The 19,682-nt window shown below is 70.4% G+C and carries 15 protein-coding genes; 6 read left to right on the forward strand and 9 right to left on the reverse strand.

The genetic code is table 11. The features are described from left to right. Positions 1 to 7: 7 nt before the first annotated feature. On the reverse strand, positions 8 to 2,080 hold the full coding sequence (locus ABZX10_RS10660; RefSeq protein WP_355538522.1) for a CocE/NonD family hydrolase: 2,073 nt from the start codon (positions 2,078 to 2,080) through the stop codon (positions 8 to 10). A 158-nt stretch (positions 2,081 to 2,238) separates the two neighbouring features. On the opposite strand from ABZX10_RS10660, the gene ABZX10_RS10665 reads away from it, so the two are divergent. Then, positions 2,239 to 4,272, forward strand: coding sequence for a M13-type metalloendopeptidase (locus ABZX10_RS10665; protein WP_355538525.1), 2,034 nt, complete (start codon positions 2,239 to 2,241; stop codon positions 4,270 to 4,272). Positions 4,273 to 4,370: 98 nt separating this feature from the next. After that, positions 4,371 to 5,135, forward strand: coding sequence for a GAF and ANTAR domain-containing protein (locus tag ABZX10_RS10670; RefSeq protein ID WP_355538528.1), 765 nt, complete (start codon positions 4,371 to 4,373; stop codon positions 5,133 to 5,135). 353 nt (positions 5,136 to 5,488) lie between these two features. Here the strand turns inward: ABZX10_RS10670 and ABZX10_RS10675 are convergent, their stop codons facing one another. Together ABZX10_RS10675 and ABZX10_RS10680 are read right to left on the reverse strand one after the other, a co-directional pair. Next, a complete protein-coding gene (locus tag ABZX10_RS10675) occupies positions 5,489 to 7,681 on the reverse strand; it encodes a 3-hydroxyacyl-CoA dehydrogenase NAD-binding domain-containing protein (protein WP_355538531.1) in 2,193 nt (730 codons plus the stop codon). A gap of 34 nt (positions 7,682 to 7,715) precedes the next feature. Continuing rightward, the gene (locus tag ABZX10_RS10680; RefSeq protein ID WP_355538534.1) at positions 7,716 to 8,927 is read right to left on the reverse strand and encodes an acetyl-CoA C-acetyltransferase; all 1,212 of its coding nucleotides are present in this window, start codon (positions 8,925 to 8,927) and stop codon (positions 7,716 to 7,718) included. A gap of 156 nt (positions 8,928 to 9,083) precedes the next feature. Here ABZX10_RS10680 and ABZX10_RS10685 point away from each other — a divergent pair, with 156 nt between their 5' ends. Then, positions 9,084 to 10,280 (forward strand): TetR/AcrR family transcriptional regulator, encoded by a 1,197-nt coding sequence (locus tag ABZX10_RS10685; RefSeq protein ID WP_355538537.1) that lies wholly within the window; start codon positions 9,084 to 9,086, stop codon positions 10,278 to 10,280. A gap of 345 nt (positions 10,281 to 10,625) precedes the next feature. Here the strand turns inward: ABZX10_RS10685 and ABZX10_RS10690 are convergent, their stop codons facing one another. Then, positions 10,626 to 10,817 (reverse strand): hypothetical protein, encoded by a 192-nt coding sequence (locus tag ABZX10_RS10690; protein WP_355538540.1) that lies wholly within the window; start codon positions 10,815 to 10,817, stop codon positions 10,626 to 10,628. A 212-nt stretch (positions 10,818 to 11,029) separates the two neighbouring features. Here ABZX10_RS10690 and ABZX10_RS10695 point away from each other — a divergent pair, with 212 nt between their 5' ends. The 3 genes from ABZX10_RS10695 (at position 11,030) to ABZX10_RS10705 (ending at position 12,693) form a co-directional block, all read left to right on the forward strand. Beyond that, positions 11,030 to 11,461, forward strand: coding sequence for a hypothetical protein (locus tag ABZX10_RS10695; protein ID WP_355538543.1), 432 nt, complete (start codon positions 11,030 to 11,032; stop codon positions 11,459 to 11,461). Beyond that, positions 11,458 to 11,703: a hypothetical protein gene (locus ABZX10_RS10700; RefSeq protein WP_355538546.1), complete on the forward strand. Its 246-nt coding sequence runs from the start codon at positions 11,458 to 11,460 to the stop codon at positions 11,701 to 11,703. Before ABZX10_RS10695 ends, ABZX10_RS10700 begins: the two co-directional genes overlap by 4 nt. A 180-nt stretch (positions 11,704 to 11,883) precedes the next feature. Further along, entirely contained in the window at positions 11,884 to 12,693 is an 810-nt protein-coding gene (locus ABZX10_RS10705) for a hypothetical protein (protein ID WP_355538549.1), read from the forward strand. 43 nt (positions 12,694 to 12,736) lie between these two features. Here ABZX10_RS10705 and ABZX10_RS10710 read toward each other — a convergent pair whose 3' ends face one another. The 5 genes from ABZX10_RS10710 to mycP form a co-directional block, all read right to left on the reverse strand. Next, positions 12,737 to 13,393: a nitroreductase family protein gene (locus ABZX10_RS10710; protein ID WP_355538552.1), complete on the reverse strand. Its 657-nt coding sequence runs from the start codon at positions 13,391 to 13,393 to the stop codon at positions 12,737 to 12,739. Between the two features lie 8 nt (positions 13,394 to 13,401). Further along, positions 13,402 to 14,058: a hypothetical protein gene (locus ABZX10_RS10715; RefSeq protein WP_355538555.1), complete on the reverse strand. Its 657-nt coding sequence runs from the start codon at positions 14,056 to 14,058 to the stop codon at positions 13,402 to 13,404. After that, positions 14,059 to 16,074: a protein kinase gene (locus ABZX10_RS10720; protein ID WP_355538558.1), complete on the reverse strand. Its 2,016-nt coding sequence runs from the start codon at positions 16,072 to 16,074 to the stop codon at positions 14,059 to 14,061. It abuts the gene before it with no gap. Between the two features lie 63 nt (positions 16,075 to 16,137). Next, positions 16,138 to 18,258, reverse strand: a complete 2,121-nt coding sequence (eccE, locus tag ABZX10_RS10725; RefSeq protein WP_355538561.1) for a type VII secretion protein EccE — start codon at positions 18,256 to 18,258, stop codon at positions 16,138 to 16,140. Beyond that, a complete protein-coding gene (mycP, locus tag ABZX10_RS10730) occupies positions 18,258 to 19,679 on the reverse strand; it encodes a type VII secretion-associated serine protease mycosin (RefSeq protein ID WP_355538564.1) in 1,422 nt (473 codons plus the stop codon). The genes eccE and mycP overlap by 1 nt, the downstream gene beginning before the upstream one ends. Positions 19,680 to 19,682: the final 3 nt, after the last annotated feature.

The following is a 19,682-nucleotide window of genomic DNA, read 5'->3' on the forward strand; positions in this document are numbered from 1 at the left end:
CCGGGGCCTACGGCAGCGGGCGATCCGAGGGCACCACGAGGTAGCTGGGCCGGTTCGGGTCGATCACCACGTGCTGCGGCGAGAACCTGGTCTCCGAGGTGACCGGGCCCAGTGTGATGGCCTTGATGAGGTTCAGCGCGAACACGTCGACCCGCAGGCGATGGCCGGGCTTGAGGATCGCGCTGACCGCGTGCGTGGCGATGTCGAGCTCCACCACCTGCCCGGGCTTGACCAGCTGCCGCTGGTTGATGTCGAGCTCGTAGTAGGGCGCGGTGTAGTCGCCGGCGGCGGTCTTGAGGCTGCGCGACTGGTCGATCTGTCGCAGCGACGTGGTGAGCTGCCCGGAGCTGATCACCTCGGACCGGCCGTCGGGCGAGACATCGGTGACGTTCACCGACCAGTACGCGTCCCGCTGGTCCTGCGTGGTGGTCAGGTGCAGGTTGATCGGCCCGGAGATCACGGTCGACTTCCCGACGGGCTTACTCGTGAAAGTCAGCCCGTTCATCTCCGCGACGCGGTTGTCGGCGGTACAGCCCTGGAAGACCAGGAGGCCGAACATCGCCTGCCCGGTGTCGTTCGAGCACAGCGTGCTGAGGCCGGGGCCGACGGTGCGCCGTGCCGCGAGCTTCGGCTTCGCGGTCTGGAGGCTGTTATCGGACAGCGAGCCCGGCGCGGTGCCGGAGGTGAGGCTCGAGAGGTACATGCGCTGGTACTGCTGGTTGGGCTCCGGGAAGCCGTCGCCCTGCCACCAGCCGCCGCCCTTGCGGTGCACGGTGACCGGCGCGTAGTTGTCGATGCCGTTGTCGGCGTCCTTGAGCCACTTGTCGAACCACGCCTTCTGCAGGACGTCCGCACGGGTCGGCTGGTTCACGCCACCCAGGTCGTGGGTGACGGTGACGTGGTAAGCGTCGCCGATGATCACCTTCTTCTTCGACAGCGGCAGGCTGCTGAGCTCGGACGGCAGGCGCCATTCGGTGTTGGTGAACAGGTCGTGCCAGCCGCCGAACGCGAAGGTGGGCGTGGTGATCTTGTTCAGCGGCGTCCGGAACGCCTGCCGCAGCGGCGAGTTCTGGTCGATCAGCTCCTTGGTCTTCGGGTCGAGTCCCTCGGCGGTCGGCGAGAAGACGCCCGAGAGCAGCTGCGGCACGAACACCGCGGGGTTCTCGATGCGCTGCTGCAGCCACTTCCAGTCGAACGTGCCGTTGAGCAGCGAGCGGATGTCGGGGATGAACTTGAGGATGTTGACCAGCGCGAGCCAGGGGCCGAGGAAGCCCACGCCCAGGCCACCGCCCGGCGCGATGATGTCGGCGGTCAGGTCCGCGCCCGGGACCACCGGGAAGAGCGCCTGCAGGCCCTTGGGGTTCTTCGAGGCGACCTGGAGCTGATTGATACCCGAGTAGGACACGCCGGTCATCCCCATCCGGCCGTTCGCCCACTTCTGGTTCCGCACCCAGTCCAGGACCTCGACGGTGTCCTGCTGCTCGCGCTCGGCGAACACCTGCCACACGCCCTGGGAGTTGCCGGTGCCGCGCACGTCGACGACCACCTGGGTGTAGCCGTTCTGCACCAACTTGGGGTCCAAGCCGGTGAAGGAGCTGACCATGCCGCCGTTGAGCACGTCGCGCAGGTCGTTGACGCCGGCGATCGGGGTGCCGGCGAAGTTGAACAGGTTCAGCAGCTGGATCAGCGCGGGAGAGAGCACCGGGACGTTCATCGCGAGCGTCGCGATGGCGCTGACGAACTTGGTGTAGGGCGTCATGTTGACGATCGTCGGCGTCTTCGTGTCGATCGCCCGACCCGAGGCGTCGGCGGGGCGGAAGACGTTCGCCTTGAGCACCGTTCCGTCGGACATCGTGACCGGCACGTCCCACTCGATGGCCATCTTCGGGTACTTCGTGGGGCCGTCGTGGTCGGCGATCCACTCGGGATTGATCATCCCGGCGACGCCCGGGCCGGGCTTCCACGGCTCCGCACTCGCCTTCGCGGTCAACCCGGGGACGGTCACCACGGTCGCCACGAGGACGAACGCGGTGAGAAGGGCGGCGAGGACCAGCCGCAGGCGCGGACGCGTCAGCCTCATACGAGAATCTCCTTGAACTTAGCTCCACCGCACAGGCCAACCCCATTTGCGGTATGCATCACACGGCACGCTATCGCCGTGCGGCGTCACATGGAATACTGACGAGTAAGTTCTCCCATCATGTGAGATCGCTAAAGGGGAGCTGGCAGGATGGGAAGGTGACCTCTACTCCCGCTCTGGACCTCAGCCACGTCGACCCCGCCGTCCGCGTGCAGGACGATCTGTTCGGCCACGTCAACGGCACGTGGCTGGACAGCCACGAGATCCCCGCGGACCGCTCGACCGACGGTGCCTTCTACGCCCTCCGCGACGCCGCGGAGCAGCACGTGCGCGACATCGTCGAGGAATGCGCCGCCCACCCGGCCGACGCGGGCGGCGACGCCCGCAAGATCGGCGACCTCTACTCGAGCTTCATGGACACCGCCGCCATCGCCGCGGCCGGGCTGACGCCGCTGACCGACGAGCTGACCGAGATCCGCTGGGTGCAGTCGCGAAAGGACCTGGTCACGGTGCTCGGGCGCCTCCAACGCACCGGCCTGCGCGGCGTGCTCGGCTACTACGTGGACACCGATGCCAAGCGCTCCGATCGCTACCTGGTCAACCTGGTGCAGTCCGGCATCTCGCTGCCCGACGAGGCGTACTACCGCGAGGAGCAGTACGCGCCGGTGCGGGAGAAGTTCGTCGCCCACGTCGCCGCGACCTTCCGGCTGGCGGCGGGCGCGCTGGACGGCGTCGTCACCGCGGGCGAGGAGGAAGCGGCCGCGGCGCAGGTGCTCGACCTGGAGACCGCGATCGCCGCCGGCCACCGGAACGTCGTGGACCGCCGGGACGCCGACAAGGGCTACAACCTGCGGACCTTCGCCGAGCTGGACGCCGAGGCGCCCGGCCTGCGTCTCACGGACTGGGCCGGCGCGGTCACGGGCTCCGCCGATTCCTCCGCCTCGGTGTTCGCGGAGGTGAACGTGCGCCAGCCCTCGTACGCCGCGCACGTGGCCGACCTGATCACCGACCGGCCCATCGAGCAGTGGCGCGTCTGGCTGGCGTGGAGCCTGCTGCACGCGCGCAGCCCGTTCCTCACGGACGACCTGGTCGACGAACACTTCGCCTTCTACGGCACCGCGCTCACCGGCACGCCCGAGATCCGCGAGCGCTGGAAGCGCGGCGTCACGCTGGTCGAGCAGTACCTGGGCTTCGCGGTCGGCGAGCTGTACACCGCGCAGCACTTCCCCGCAGATTCCAAGGAGCGGATGCAGGCGCTCGTGGCGGACCTGGTCGAGGCGTACCGTCGCCGGATCTCCGAGCTGCCGTGGATGACTCCCGCCACGCGCGAGCGGGCCCTGGAGAAGCTGGGCAAGTTCACCCCGAAGATCGGCTACCCGGACGCGCCGCGCGACTACGCGGCCCTGGAGATCCGCCGCGACGACCTCATCGGCAACCTGTGCCGCGGCGAGGCCTTCGAGCACGACCGGGAGTTCGCGAAGATCGGCGCGCCCGTGGATCGCGACGAGTGGTTCATGACCCCGCAGACGGTGAACGCCTACTACAACCCCGGCATGAACGAGATCGTCTTCCCGGCAGCGATTCTGCAGCCGCCGTTCTTCGCCCCGGACGCCGACGACGCCGTCAACTACGGCGGCATCGGCGCGGTGATCGGGCACGAGATCGGCCACGGCTTCGACGATCAGGGGGCCAAGTACGACGGTGACGGCAACCTCGAGGACTGGTGGACCGACTCCGACCGCGAGGAGTTCGGCAAGCGCACGAGGGCGCTGATCGAGCAGTACGACTCTCTGGTGCCGAGGGAACTGGCCGGCGAACCGGACGGATCCGAGCATCACGTCAACGGCGGCTTCACGGTCGGCGAGAACATCGGCGATCTCGGCGGGCTGGGCATCGCGCTCGTCGCATACCGGATCGCTCGGGAACGGGCCGGCGGCACCGTCGACGACGCCGGTACGGAGATTGACGGACTGAACGGTCTGCAGCGCGTCTTCTACAGCTGGGGCGAGATCTGGCGGGGCAAGTCCCGGCCCGAGGAGGCCGTCCGGCGGCTGGCCATCGACCCGCACTCGCCGCCCGAATTCCGTTGCAATGCCATCGTGTCCAACCTCGACGACTTCTACACGGCGTTCGGCGTTTCCGCCGGGGATCGCCTGTTTCTGGACCCCGAGCGCCGGGTCTCGATATGGTAACTGTCGATCAGTAATAGTCCTACCGTTGTCCCGTCCAGCAACCGGCGGATACCCACGTTGTGAATCCCGTGCCGCACCGGCGCGGAGAACGGGTGGCCGTGCCTTCACGCAAACAGACCACTGAACAGCTCCCCTCGATCCTCGGCATCGTGCACGAGACGCCCCCGGCCGAGGAGGTGGTCCTCGAGGAACTGAGCCTCAGCGAGCGGATGGGCGAGATCGCGAGGCTGCTGCGCGAACAGTCCGGTGATTCGGAGTCCCTTCTCACCGCGGCCACCCAGTTCGCCGTGGAGCAGGTGCCGGGAGCGGATTTCGCGAGCGTGACCCTCGTCGACCCCAAGGGCGGGATCTCCCATCCGGTGGTGATCGGCGACGAGGCGCACCGGGTCGCCGATGTCCAGCGCGACCTGCAGGAGGGGCCCAGCGTGGGGGCCACCTTCGAATCGACGACGATCCTCATCGAGGACACCTCAGCCGAGGACCGCTGGCCCCGGTTCGCACTCGCGGCGCAGGCCGCGGGTGTGGGCTCGATCCTCTCCTTCTGCCTGTACGTCCAGAACGACGCCTACGGCACGCTCGATCTGATGGCGCGCGAGCCGCACGCGTTCGACGCCGAGTCCGTGTCCATCGGTTCCCTGTTCGCGGTGCACGCGGCGGTCGCCTTCTCCGCCGTGCGCGAGAAGGAGCAGATCCGCGCCGCCCTCACCACTCGCGACGTGATCGGCCAGGCCAAGGGCATGATCATGGAACGCTACAAGCTCGACTCCGACGCCGCCTTCAGGTTGTTGGCCCGGCTCTCGCAGGACAGCAACGTCCGGCTCGCGGAGGTCGCGGAGCAGGTCATCGAGGCCGGTCCGGAGTAGCGGGCCCGACGGTGCCCGCGGGCGCGGGCGCGGCACCGAATCCCCTACCCGGCAGTCGCTCCCCGACCAGACGCCGTTCCACCGACGGGGGCTCGGTTGTCCCCCGCGCGACGGCCGGTCCCCCACTCAACGCCAACGGACAGCGCCGACGCAGGATGGCCGCCCGGAGCGGCCACCGGGCAAATTCAGTTTCTGTATGGCCCCCGCGAACGACACCACCGTTCCCCGACCACCACGGATCGCGTACCGAAACGGAACGGGTTGGCGCACCGTCGGACCCGGAAACGAAAGGTCCGGCACCGCCCCGTGGGTGATGCCGGACCTCTCAGCCGGAGCGAGTGCTCGACGCTGACCTACTCGTAGGTCTCGCCGGCCTCGGCCTTGGCGACCAGCGAGGCGGGCGGGGTGAACTGCTCGCCGTACTTGCCGGCAAGGAAGTTCGCCTGCGCGATGAACGCCTTCGGACCCGCGAGGCCCTCGGCGGGCGTGCCCGGCCGGCCCTCGTAAGTGTTGATGTACTGCAGCACGCCGCCGGTCCAGGCCGGGAAGCCGATGCCGAAGATCGAGCCGATGTTGGCGTCGGCGACGGACGTGAGCACGCCCTCGTCGAAGCAGCGCACGGTCTCGATCGACTCGATGAAGAGCATGCGCTCCTGGAGCTCGGCGAAGTCCGGCTTCACGGAGCCCGACTTGAAGTGCTCCTGGAAGCCCGGCCACAGGCCGGTGCGCTTGCCGTCGGCGTAGTCGTAGAAGCCCGCGCCGTCCTTCTTGGAGGTGCGGCCGTTCTCGACCATCCAGTCGACCACGGCGAAGGCGCCGTGCTGCGGCACGTCCTTGCCCTCCGCCTTGAGCGCGGTCTCGGTGGCGAGGCGGATCTTCTGCATCAGGGTGAGCGTGAGCTCGTCCGTCAGCTGCAGCGGCGCGGCCGGGTAGCCGGCCTGCTGGCCCGCCTGCTCCAGATACACCGGGTCGACGCCCTCACCGATGGCCGCGAGGGCCTCGTTGATGAACGTGCCGATGACGCGGGAGGTGAAGAAGCCGCGACTGTCGTGGACGACGATCGGGGTCTTCTTGATCTGCAGGGTGTAGTCGATCACCTTCGCCAGCACGGCGTCGGAGGTCTCCTCGCCCTTGATGATCTCCACCAGCGGCATCTTGTCGACGGGGCTGAAGAAGTGGATGCCGATGAAGTCCTCGGACCGCTTGACGCCCTCGGCGAGGATGGTGATCGGCAGGGTCGACGTGTTGGAGCCGAGGATGGCGTCGGGCTCGACGATGTCCTCGATCTCCTGGAAGACCTTGTTCTTCACCTCGACGGACTCGAACGCGGCCTCGATGACGAGGTCGACGCCCGCGAAGTCCTGCGGGTCGATGGTCGGCGTGATGCGGCCGAGCAGCTCGTCGGACTTCTCCTGCGTGGTGCGGCCCTTGGCCAGCGCCTTCGCCTCGAGCTGCTCCGAGTACGCCTTGCCCCGCTTGGCGGCGTCGAGGTCGATGTCCTTGAGGACGACCTCGATGCCGGCCTTCGCCGAGACGTACGCGATGGCCGCGCCCATCATGCCGGCGCCGATGACGCCGACCTTCTTGGCCTGGTACTTCTCGAAGCCGTCGGGACGCGAGCCGCCGCCGTTGATGTGCTGCAGGTCGAAGAAGAACGCCTTGATCATGTTCTTCGAGACGCTGCCGGTGGCCAGCTTGGTGAAGTAGCGCGACTCGATCTCGAGGGCGGTGTCGAAGTCGACGTAGGTGCCCTCGAACGCGGCGGCCATGATGGCCTCCGGCGCCGGCATGGGCGCACCCTTGAGCTGCTTGCGCAGGTTGGCCGGGAACGCCGGGGCGTTCGGGGCCAGCGTCTTGTCGATCGGCGAGCCGCCGGGGATGCGGTGCCCCTTGACGTCCCACGGCTGCGCCGAGGCCTCGGGATTGGCCTTGATCCACGCCTTCGCGGCCGGGATCAGTTCGTCGACGGTGCCGACCAGGTCGTTCACGAGGCCGGCGGCCTGTGCCTTGGCCGGAGCCATCTGCTGGCCCTGGAGCAGCACGCCCATCAGGGCACCCTGCAGGCCCAGCATCCGGACGGTGCGGGTCACGCCGCCGCCGCCGGGGAGGAGGCCGAGGCTGACCTCGGGGAGGCCGATCTTGCTGCCGCGCACGTCCGCCGCGATGCGGTGGTTGGTGGCGAGGGCGATCTCGAGGCCGCCGCCGAGCGCGGCGCCGTTGATGGCGGCCACGACGGGCTTGGGCAGCTTCTCCAGGCGGCGCAGGTCGCGCTTGACGCCCTGCACCTCGTCGAAGACCTGCTGCGCGTCGGCCTTGGTGGCCTTGCGGATCTCGGTCAGGTTGCCGCCGGCGAAGAAGGTCTTCTTCGCGGAGGTGATGACGACACCGGTGATGGACTCGACCTCGGCCTCGAGGCGGTCGACGGTGGCGCGCATGGACGTGCCGTACAGCTCGTTCATGGTGTTCGCGGAGCTGGTCGGGTCGTCCATCGTCAGCGTGACGATGCCGTCGGCGTCCTGCTCCCAGCGGATCATGTTGTCAGACATGTTTTCTTCAGTCTCCTGTTGTTCCGGCGGGCGATCAGACGCGCTCGATGATGGTGGCCGAGCCCATGCCGCCGGCGATGCACAGCGTGATGAGGCCGTAGCGGCCCCCGGTGCGCTCCAGCTCGTCGAGCACGGTGCCCACCAGCATGGCGCCGGTGGCGCCGAGGGGGTGGCCCAGCGCGATGGCGCCGCCGTTGACGTTGACCTGCTCGCGATCGAGCTTGAAGTCCTTCATCCACTTGAGCACGACCGACGCGAAGGCCTCGTTGAGCTCCCAGACGTCGATGTCGCCGGGGGTCAGGCCGGCCTTGGCGAGCACCTTTTCGGTGGCCGGCGTGGGGCCGGTCAGCATGATCGTGGGGTCGGCGCCCGTCGACGCGGTGGCGACGATGCGGCCGCGCGGGGTCAGGCCCGCCTTCTTGCCGCCGGCCTCGTTGCCCACCAGGACCAGCGCGGCACCGTCGACGATGCCCGAGCTGTTGCCACCGGTGTGGACGTGGTTGATCTTCTCGACCGTGTTGTACTTCTGCAGCGCGACGGCGTCGAAGCCGCCCATCTCGCCGATCACGGTGAACGCGGGGCGCAGCTTGCCCAGGTCGGCCGCGGTGGTGCCGGGGCGACGGTGCTCGTCGTTGTCGAGCACGACGAGGCCGTTCTGATCCTTGACCGGCACGACGGACTTGGCGAAGCGGCCCTCGTCCCACGCCTTGGCGGCGAGGTCCTGCGACTGCGCGGAGTACTGGTCGACGTCCTCGCGGGAGAAGCCCTCGATGGTGGCGATCAGGTCGGCACCGATGCCCTGGGGCGCGATGTAGTTGTCGTAGCTGTACTGCGGGTCGTAGAACAGCGCGCCGAAGTCGGAGCCCATGGGGACGCGCGACATCGACTCCACGCCGCCGGCGAGGACGAGGTCGTCACCGAGGGCCGAGCCGACCTTCTGCGCCGCCATGTTCGTGGCCTCGAGGCCCGAGGCGCAGAAGCGGTTGATCTGCACGCCCGCGACGGTGTCCGGCAGGCCGGCCACGATGGAGGCGGTGCGGGCGATGTCGGCGCCCTGCTCGCCCACGGGCGAGACCACGCCGAGCACGATGTCGTCGATCGACGCCGGGTCCAGGTTCTCGTTGCGGTTCTTGATCTCGTCGATCAGGCCGACCACCAGGTCGGTGGGCTTGATCGCGGTCAGCGAGCCGTTCTTGAGCTTGCCACGGGGCGTGCGGATCGCCTCGTAGATGAATGCGTCAGACACTTGGTCTTCCCGTCCTTTCGAAGAAGGTGTTCCCGGCCCCCGTGGATACCACGGAGCCCGTCACCCCTACAGGCTAACCGTCTGTAGCTTAATTGGAAAGAGATGCATGTAGATGGCTACATCACACCAGGATCGTGGGCTATCGTGACGTTAACCATGGCTACTCCGACCACGCGCCTGCGTCCCGCCGAGCGGCGTCGACAACTCGTCGACGTCGCCACCGGCCTGTTCCTCGACCGCGGGTACGGGAACGTGTCGGTGTCGGACATCGCGCGCGCCGCGGGGATCAGCGGCCCCAGCGTGTACCGGCACTTCCCGGACAAGGAGTCGATCCTCGCCGCCGCCATGCGCTCGGCGGTGGACGAGATGTCGGCCACCACCGAGCGGGTCCTGGCCCGGCCCGGCGCCACGTTCGACGACCTCTCCTCGGCGGTCTTCGCCATGGCCGTCTCGACCCCGGGGCCACTCGCCCTGTGGCGCTGGAACCGGCGCCACCTCACCGCGGAGCAGGCGGGGGAGATGATCGCCGCGAGCGAGTCCGTCCTCGGTTCCTGGACCGAGGTATTGCGCCGCGACCATCCCGAGATCACCGACGACGACGCCCGCGTCCTGACCTGGGCCGTCCTCGCCGTCGGCGGATCCGTGCCGCCGAGCCGGGGCCGCATCGGCATCCGCCGCTACCGCGCCGATCTCGAGACGATCGCACAGCGGGTGCTGCGCGCGGCACCGTCGAAGGCCCCGGTCCTGCCCGCTCCGCCCGCGCGTCGCGCCCCCGTACTGCGCAGCGACGAGATCCTCGACGCCGCGTCCGAGCTCTTCTTCTCCCGCGGATACAGCACGGTGAGCATGGACGACATCGGTGCGGCCGTGGGCATTTCGGGTCCCAGCGTGTACGGTCACTTCCCCTCGAAGGGGTCCATCCTGGTGGGCGTCGTCGGCCGCGCACGCGCCGCGCTCGAGATCGGCGTCATCGGTGCAGCCGGGGTGTCCGACGGTGACCCCGCCGTCGAGTTGCGCTCGCTGGTCCGGTCGTACGCCGCGAACCTCGTGACCTCCACCGACCTCGCCGTCGCGTTCACCGTCGGGCGCGAGGTGGTCATCGAGTCGGGCGGCGAGGCGCTGCTCGCCGCGCAGAAGGCGTACGTGGCGCGCTGGGTGGCGCTCCTCGCGGCCGCGGCGGACCGCGACCGGCCCGCAGGGACCGACGGTGCGCTCGACGCGGCGGGGGCTCGGATCGCCGTGGGCGCCGCGATGACCATCGCCAACGACTTCGCCCGCACCCGCCGTCTGCGCCGCCGACCGAGGTTCTACGACGAGCTGGTCTTCCTCGTCGACGCAGCCCTCGGCCTCTGATCGGCCACCCGTCCGGTTCACCCTGTCGGCGAACCGACGACGAGCGCCGAGGTTCCGGTCATCGCACGGTCGATCAGTCGACGCCTGATACGATTTGTCCGAGTTTCGCGCCTTCCGTGGAGACACACGGAAGGCCGCGGTTCGCGTGGCGGCGGGCGTGCCGCGACGACGACGGGCAAAGGTAGGGCGTATGGGCGGTTTGGTACTGCTCGAGCCCGAGGTCGCCCCCAGCTTCCCGGGCCTGGGTGGAACGCGGCGCGCGCGACTACATCAGCGGCGTGTTCAGCGGACTGCGGGCGACCCTCGGACGCGGTACGCCGGCACTGCCCAGGCGGCCGAGACGCCCTACGCCATCCCCAACGGGAATCTGGGCATCCCCGCGTACGGCGAGACCAAGGTCGTCAACGACGCGATCAAGACCACGCACGACGCCGCGACGCAGGCGATGGCGGTCACCGTCGGGAAGTCGGCGACGCTGACGGTCCTCGCCCGCAACGCCGTCACCTCCGCGGTCGAACTCTTCAACGGCACCGCCATGACCCTCGTCGAGGACGACTACATGGGGCTCTACGGCGCCGCAGGGCTGGCCCATCGAACAGGCACGCAACGCCGTCGCGCAACTCCTCGCCCTCCAATCCCAACCGGGCGGACTCCAGGTCTACCCCTCGTGGTTCGTCGGCCCGATCCCGCCCGGCGCGATCCGCACACCTGCGCCGGGCCGCACGAGCGTCCCCCCAGGCACGACCACCGTGCCGGAGACGCCCTACGACTGGGCGAGCGCCGCGGTGACGGCGGCGACCGGGGGCGGCGAAGCAGGTGCGACGAAGATCGTCGAGCATGCGACCCCAGGCCGGCACGGCATCCCCTTGGGCGGAGCGTCGGCCCCGAGCGTGGCCGCCGCGGGAAAATTCCTCGCCCGGGCGAATTTCGTGACCGGTGCCGCGGCAACGGTGTACGGCGGGGTCAACGACTACCAGAACGGCAAAACCTCTGGGTCGCAAGCGATTACCCAAACTGTGGGCTCGCTGGGTGGCGGTATCGCCGGGGGCGCACTCGCTGGCGCCGCGGTCGGCTCCTTCGCCGGCCCCGTGGGCACGGCGGTCGGCGCAGGGATCGGCGCGGTGATCGGTAGCGAAGTGGGTAAGAGCTTGGGCAAGATGGTCGGCGGATGGTTCGAGTGACCGACGACGATCGCCGCGGCTCCGGATGCCGCCGCATCGACTACCGCCGAGGAGCGATGATGTCCGGCAGGTTCCGGTCCCGACCGCGACACGGCAAGCCGTGGAGCTGGTCGCAGCGACCCCTGGTCGACCCCTCATGGACACTGTTCCTCAAGGAGCGCCTCATCGCTGTCGCCTTCATCGGAGTCGGGTTCGCCGTGGGCGTGCCGATCGGCCGACTCATCGCCGCCGTCCTGCTCTGATTCGCCCGAACACGAGAGGCCTTCCGACGATGTTCCGCTCCTCGCTGCGGTTGTTCGCCCTCTACGGCCTGGTCATCGGGCTGGTCGCCGGCATCTGGGTCGGCGTCATCACCGCCTGACATCGGTCGCGGGCATCGACGCGCCGCCGGGCTTCTGACTGAGCGCCGGTACATTCTTCGCATGTCCCTCGCGAATGGGAACGGGCCGGCGACGCCGCCGACCGGCAACCGTAGGCAGCTCGTCGTCGCCCTCGCGATCGCCGCCGTGGCGATCCTCGTGGCGGTGATCGCCATCGTCGCAGTGTCAGTCGGTTCCGACGACTCGTCCGGCCCCGCGGCCGGCCCCGCCGCTGCAGCGTCGACGCCCGCGGCCGCCGCCGTGGCGGCCGGTAGCCGGGAGACCAACCTCGTCGCTCCTGTGGTGTCGTTGTTCCCGACCGCCGCGCGGATCGCGGAGGCCACCGGCATCGACTACGCCGGCATCACCCCCATCGACCTCTCCGGCACCGGGGCGTCGAACTCGACCGCCTGGAGCGCGGTGCCCGAGCGATGCAACGACGCCAGCACGTCATCCCAGGCGATCTGGGCAGGAGCACAGCAGCGGATCGTCGTACAGTCGGGTCAGACCGCCGCGAACACGTCGACCAATCTCCTCGGTATCACCATCGGCACGTTCGCCGACTCGACCACCGCAGCTTCCGTCTACCAGAGTGTGCGCGACGCCGTCGTCTCCTGTGGGCCGGAGTTCAGGATCGGTCCGCCGGAGCGCCGATGGACGATGTACCACCAGGAGCTCTGGCCAGGACGAACGGCGCGCGTCACCTGGACGCAGGGGGCCGAGTCCGCCTATAGGACCAAGCTCCTCTCCGCCGCTGCGGTCTACGGAAACGCAGTCGTGCTCGCATACACCTCGCGCGACTACACTCGCTCCGTCCCCGACGACGCGATGGATCGCATCGTGAACGCGGTGCTCGCGAACGCGGCGCGCTGACGGTTCGTATTACCGCCCGGGTCGACCGCGGCGTACCGCGGAATCACCACCCGTTGACGTGCAGCACTGTGTCCAGCGGGGCACGCTTGGCGAGCTTGAAATCGGTGCCCTTCGTGTACGCGACGGGCATGAGCACGCCCTGGCGAACGCTCGCCGGGATACCCAGAGCATCGGCGATCTCGCGTTCGTACTCGAGATGCAGTGAAGTCCAGGCGGATCCGAGGCCGCGTTCGCGCAGCGCCAGCGCGAGACTCCAGGCGGCGGGGAGCAGCGAGCCCCACAGCCCGGCCTGGTTGCCGGCGGGCAGTTCGCCGCCGGGCACATGGATCGCGCCGATCACCAGCGCGGGGACCTGCTCCATGATCTCCGCCAGGTAGGTGGCCGACGAGGCGACCTTCTCAGCGGTCTCGAGGTCCTTCGGCGGCTTCGCGGCCCGCGCGGCCGCACCGGCCTCGGCGTACGCGAAGTAGGACGTGCGGTAGTACTCGGCGACGATCTTCTTAGGCTCGGGGTCCGTCAGCACGATCCAGTGCCAGCCCTGCGCATTGCTGCCCGACGGGGCCTGCAGCGCCACCTCGAGCGCGTCGGTGATCACGCCGAGCGGAACCTCCCGCTCCAGATCGAGACGCTTGCGCACGGACCGGGTGGTGGTCAGTACCTCATCGGCGGACAGGTCGAGATGCGGGAAGTCGAGGGCCATGCCCCACTCTAACGAGCGCGCCCCGGCGTCGCATTCCCCCGCTTGGCGCGGTCGAGGGTGGCCAGCGACCTCTTGGCGGCCGCCAGTTCGGCCTGCAGCGCCGCCACCTTGTCGGCCGCGGCGTCGCGGGCTGCGGACAGCACCTCGTCGACGGCGGCGCGTGCTTCCTTGTCGCCGAGGCCCGCGAGGGCCTTGTGCACGGCGGGCAGGGCGATGCCTGACGCACCGGCCGGCTTCTGCGCGTTCCGCGTCACCTTGAGCGAGGCGGTGTTGTCGGCGCCGACGTGCAGCGTGATCGTCACCGACCGCGCCGCCTTGGGCGCGGGCGTCCCCGGGCGCCCGCCCGACGGTGCGCCACCCGCCGCCGGGCCCGACGGTGCCGCGGGCGCCGACCCGGCGGCGACCGCCTTCTTCGGCGCTCGCTTGACCGGCTTCGGCTGCTTCGTCGACCGCAGTTCCCGTGCCTCGTAGGGCAACTGGTCGTCCACGCCGGTCGGCTTCACCGTCACCGTGGCACCGTCGACCTCGAGGACCCGGGCCGACGCGCCGGCGGCGAGGCCGAGGCTGGGGACGGCCTCGACCAGGTACACGAGCGGCTTCCTACCTTCGGCGAGCGCCGCCGCGTAGCGGGTGAGGTCGTCCTCGGTGAGCGTCTGCTCGGCCATCTATTTGATCCCCTTCGAAATCGCCGGAAGTACCGTCGACTCCACCGTATCGATCGCGAGCGGTCCGCCGTAGATCAACGCGTCGACGCCGTTCGTCTTGTCCACGATGATGATCGGCACGCCGTAGATCAACGACGAGGGGATGCCGTCGAAGCCGCCGTTGCCCGCGGCGGGGTCGGTGCGGGCCACGATCGTGCGGTCGACGTCGCTGGAGTTGACCGCCTTGTAGTAGTCCGACGAGCCCAACGTGATCCAGCCGGAACCGGATCCCGAGACCGGCGTCTGCATCGAGAAGCCGAGCAGCCCGAGCAGCTGGAAGGGATTGCTGGAGCTGGTGGCGATCCGCGTCGACGAGCCGTCGTAGTGCACCACGTCCAGCTTCTTGCCGTTGAAATCCGGATGCGCGGAACGCAGCTCGGTGATCTTGGCCTCGTAGGTCTTCTTCACCGCGTCCGCGCGTCCCTTCGCGCCGAGCGCCTCGGCGATGAACGCGAGCTGCTCCTGCCAGGTCCACCCCGACTTGCCCTGTTCGGGAACGGCGATGGCGCGGCCACCCGCCAGGGACTTGAGATCCTTGACCGTGTTCGCGGCCGCGGGGTCCGTGTCGATGATGAGGTCGGGCTTGGCCTTCTCGATCACCGACTTGTCCGGATTGGACGCCGTCCCCGCCGTCGGCACCTTCGCCAGCGCGGGCACCCAGGAGGGCAGCTCCGACTTCGGGCCGTTCGCACCGGCGACGACGTCGAAGCCCAACGCAGACACCAGTTCCGCGTCGCCCGCGCCGAGGGCGACGATGCGTTGCGGCCGGTCGTCGAGCTTGGTCTCGCCGTTGACATCGGTCACGGTGCGCGCGCTCCACGCGTCGAGCGCCGGCCCGGTGTCCTTGTCGCCGCCGAGGAACACGAATCCCAGGACCGCGCCGAGGACCACGACGAGTGCCGCCGCTCCGCCGATCAGCAGCGGCTTGCGACTCCTGCGCTGTGGCGCGCCGGGCATCGACGGGCTGCTGGTCCCCGTCGGCCCGCTCGGGCCGTACCCGGGCGGCCCGGCGAACCCGGGCAGCGTTCCCGGCGCCGGCGCGGGCCGGTTGAAGCCCGTCGCCAGCGCCGGATTCGACGGCGTGCCCTGCCAGTTCGTGCCCACCGGCGCGGTGGGCGGCGCCATGCCCGATGCGCCGGACATGCGGCGCGCGGCGGCGGCCAGTGCATCCGCGAACTCGCCGGCGGTGGAGTACCTGTCCGCCGGGTTCTTCGCCATCGCCCGGCCCAACACGTGGTCGATCTCGGGCGAGAGGTCGGGCCGCTTGAGCCGGATGCTCGGTGGGTTCTGGCTGATGTGCGCCAGCATGAGCTGCCCGGAGACGGTGGTGGTGAACGGCGGGGCGCCGGTCAGCAGGACCACGGCCGCGCACGCCAGCGAGTAGATGTCGGCGCGGTGGTCGATGGGGTTGCCGAGCAGCGCCTCGGGAGCGGTGTAGGCCAGCGTGCCGACGACGGTTCCGGCCTGCGTGTGCTGCCCGACCTCGGTCTGCGCCGCGCCGATACCGAAGTCGGCGAGCTTGACCTGCTCTCCGCGCCGGCCCCGGTCCACGAGGAAGTTGGCGGGTTTGACGTCCCGGTGCAGGATCCCGTGCTGGTGCGCGTAGTCCAGCGCGTCCGCGACCTGCTCGATCGCCGCGACGGCGCGGTCCAGGCTGAAGGGTCCCTCGCGTTGCACGATCTCGGCGAGGTTGCCGCCCTCGACCAGTTCCATCGCGATCCACAGGTGCCCGTCGGACTCTCCGCGGTCGTACACGTCCACGATGTGCGGGTGCTTGAGCCCGGCGATGAGGTCCGCCTCGCGATCGAACCGCGCCCGCACCGACGGATCCGCCGACAGCTGGCTCTGCAGGACCTTCAGTGCGACGGACCGGGGCAGCGTGCGGTGCCGGACCCGGTAGACCGTGCCCATGCCACCGGTACCGAGCACCGACTCGATCACGTACCCCGCGATCGATTCACCAGGTTGGGCGACCACGACACCTCCACTCACGCACGTCTACAGCGTCATGAATCTACCGCGCTGCAGGTTGCGAGCCGCTTAACGTGAGGTTGGCGGCTCGTCGGAGGGCGGGCGCTCGGTGGACTGACCCCATCGCGGTGCGGTCGGCGGACGCACCGGACGGCGGGCCGGTCCGTCACCGCCCTGGTCCTGCGACGGACGCACCCATCGGTTCCCCCCCTGTTTACGGGGAGCACCGCTACCCCGTTCGTAGGGCGGAGGGGGGAGCGGCCGGACGGGGCGCGGAGCCCGGACCGGCGGCGCGGGCGGCGTCGACGGTGCGCCCGTCCCCGGCCGCGGCTGCTCGGACCGCGGTGGCACCGCATGCCGTGCCGGTTGCTGCGGAGCCGCCACCGGCGGAGCCGGGACAGGCGGAGCCGGGACGGCGGTCTGCGGCGGGAGGGCGGTCGGGGGGACCTGCATCGGGTGACCGACCGGCGCCTGTCCGGTGACCGGCGGCTGTGCGGGCGTGAGCCGCGGCTGGGTCGGCGCCTGACGCGGCATCCGCGGGGGCGGCGGCAGGGGCACCACGGGTACGGACTGCTGAACCTGCATGTCGCAGTACCGCAGCTCCTCGTCGGTGGGGTTGAGGACCACCTCGAAGGCGCCTCGGTCGCCGATCACGACCCGCAGCTTCGACGGGGAGACCTGCTCGACGACGAGGTCGGCCTTGCTGTCGACGAGCACCGCGCCGGGGGCTCGGAGGGTCAGCATGGTGCGTTCCGGCACCGCGGTGGCGGGAACACCGTCGAGCACGGTGATGTCCGCCGGGCGCCCGGCGGGACCGTCGGCGATCCGGAACCGGGCCGGATCGGCGAGAGTGCTCGCCAGTGTGGCCCACTGGTCCGGACGGCTCGTGTGCACGGCGACCGACGCGCCCGCACCCACCGAGCGCAACAGCACCAGCTGCAGCGCGATCAGCTCGGTCGCGAACTCGACGCGCAGCGTCTCGGGGACGGGCGAACCGTCGAACAGGGGCAGCGCGACGGCATCGTTCCCGGAGATCCCCCACACGGGACCCGCAGGGCCGACGGGGATCTCGACGGCGCCGAGATCGGTGAGCGGCGCGGACGGCAGGTCGACGATGCTGGACCCGCCGCCGGGCAGCGTGCCCCGGGCGAGCTCCATCTGGCGGCCCGGCATGGGGACCAGGGCGTCGTCGAGGTCGTCGACGATCGGTACGGCCGTGTCGTAGCGCACGAGTCCGCTGATCTCGACCGGCGACTGCGCAGTGGCCTTGCGCAGGCGCAGCACCACGGCGGTGCTGTCGCTGTCGAGACCCCACCAGCGGTCGAGCTTGTCGGTGGAGGTGCGCACGGGGTCCACGAGGTAGGTGGTGGCGAACTCCGTGCCGTGCTCGATGTTCTGCCAGTTCTCGGTGCCGCCCAGGGGATCCGCGCCGAAGGTCATGCGCGCGTCCAGGCGCGCGAGCTCCGCGGCGGGCAGCACGCGGGCGCGGATCAGCCGCTCCTGCAGGCGCTGTTCGAGGCGGCGGGTCGCGGCCATGAGGGCCTTCGGGCCGGCGGTGCGGGAGGGCCCGCGGCGCACGATGCCGGCGAGGTTGCGCTGCGTGTTCACCCGCAGGACCAGCCACGTGGAACGCTCCGCCATGGCGGAGTAGAACCGCACGCCCTGTGCGTAGGAGGCGCGGTACGCGGGTCCCGGAGGTACCCGGCGGCCCACGGACGCGACGTCGATGTCCACATCGAGGCCGTACTGCGTCATCATCGTCGCCAGCAGGTCCAACGGAACCGTATCGGCGGCGTAGGCGCGGCCCTCGCGCAGGCGGGTCTCCGACGGGTCCGCCGTGAGCTCGATCGCCGAGACCAGGTCGTAGCCGTCGCCCTGACGGACGCCGCAGCCGTCGACATCGATCACGCGGCCGGGGATGCCGCCGGACGCACGGCGCCGGCGGCGCAGGTAGCGGCACCGGGCACCGATCCGCTCGGTGAGCACCGTGCCGTGCACGGAGACGAAGGCGACGAGCGCGCCCGCGAGGACCAGCGCGATGACGGCCCACAGGGGCCAGGCGCCCACGAGGACCGCCGCGAGCAGGGTCGAGAGCACGGCCCACACCAGCGCCCGGCGCAGGGTGACTCGGATACCGAACAGCCTTCGCAGTCGGGCGATCTCGGGATGAGTGGGAGTCGTCGCTTCCATCACGCCCTCCGCTTCCGGCCGGGGCGGGTCAGCGCCACGAGGCCGCCCAGTACCACCAGCGCGATCGCGCCCGCACCGGCCACGATCGCGGCGATGCGCCGCGGCCGCGTGTCCGGCTCGGGCGGAGGCGGCGGCACGAGCAGCTTCTCCACCGACTGCGGGTCGATGTCGGCGTCCGTGGCGGGCACGTTCGCGGTCAGCGCCGCGACCGGGTCGATGAGGCCACGGCCGACCTTGTTGTCGGTGCCGCGGCCCGGGGCGTGCGCGGTCGCGACCATCCGGGCCGCGACCTCGGTCGCCTTGAGCTGCGGATACCGGGAGCGGACGAGCGCCGCGGTCCCGGCCGCGTAGGCCGCCGCGAACTCCGGGCCCGCGAAGGGCACCAGCGTCCGCTCCGACGGGACGCCGTTCACCACGCCGTCCCCACCGCGCGAGCTGAGCGACACCAGCCCCGCGCCGGGGGCGGACAGGTCGAGCCACGGGCCGTTCAGCGAGCCGGCCAGCGGCGTGCCCTGCGCGTCGGTCGCCCCCACCGACAGGACCTGGCCGTCGAACCAGTTCGGGGTGGCGACCGTCGTCACCGTCCGCCAGCCGCGGGGATCGTCGGGCTGTCCCGGGTCCGGGTCGGGATTGGCCTTGCAGTCGTTCGCCCCGACGGTGCCGCCCTTGCGGTCCGTCGCGCCGGCGCCCACGACGACCAGCGCGTCCTTGGCGCGCAACGCGTACGCGACCGCGCCACCGATCTCGCGTTGGCGGAACGGGTTGTCCGCGGCCATGCACACCGGCTCCGGCACCAGGATCACCTTGGCGCCGCGGTTGGCGGCACGCACGATCGCCCGGGCGATGCTGCGGGTGGTGACCGCTGCTCGGCTCTGATTGGGATCCGCGTCGTCGGCGGGCGTGTTCTGCAGGGAGAAGGCCGCGGAGTCGACCCGGATCGAGACGACCCGCGCGTCGGGCGCCACTCCCACGAAACCGTCGCCCGCCGCGGGCTGCGCGGCGACGATGCCCGCCACGAGCGTCCCCGTCGAATCACAGTCCACCAGACCGCGATCCGCGGCCACCATGTTGTCGCCCGCACCGTCGAGGCCGCGCAGCCGCGCCTGCGCCCGCACGCCGGTGCTGAGCACCGCCACCGTCACGCCCGCGCCCGTGGCGAACTTGTGCGCCTCGTCGATCCGCAGGGTGTTCGACGGTGCCGGTGCCGCTGCCAGGTTCGAGTTCGGCAGCACGCCGGGCTCCACGCAGCGGGGATTGTTGTACCGCAGCGGACGCTCCGGACCGTCGGAATCGGGCGGGGCGCCACCGATGTCGGCGACGGGCGGCACCACGGCGCCGGACACGGCGGGTGCCCAACTCCCGGTGATGGCGACGGTGACGGTGGCGGCCAGGGCGACGGCCGTCTGTGGGATAGCGCGCACGGA

The sequence above is a fragment of the Tsukamurella sp. NPDC003166 genome (assembly GCF_040611135.1).
Classification (GTDB): Bacteria; Actinomycetota; Actinomycetes; order Mycobacteriales; family Mycobacteriaceae; genus Tsukamurella.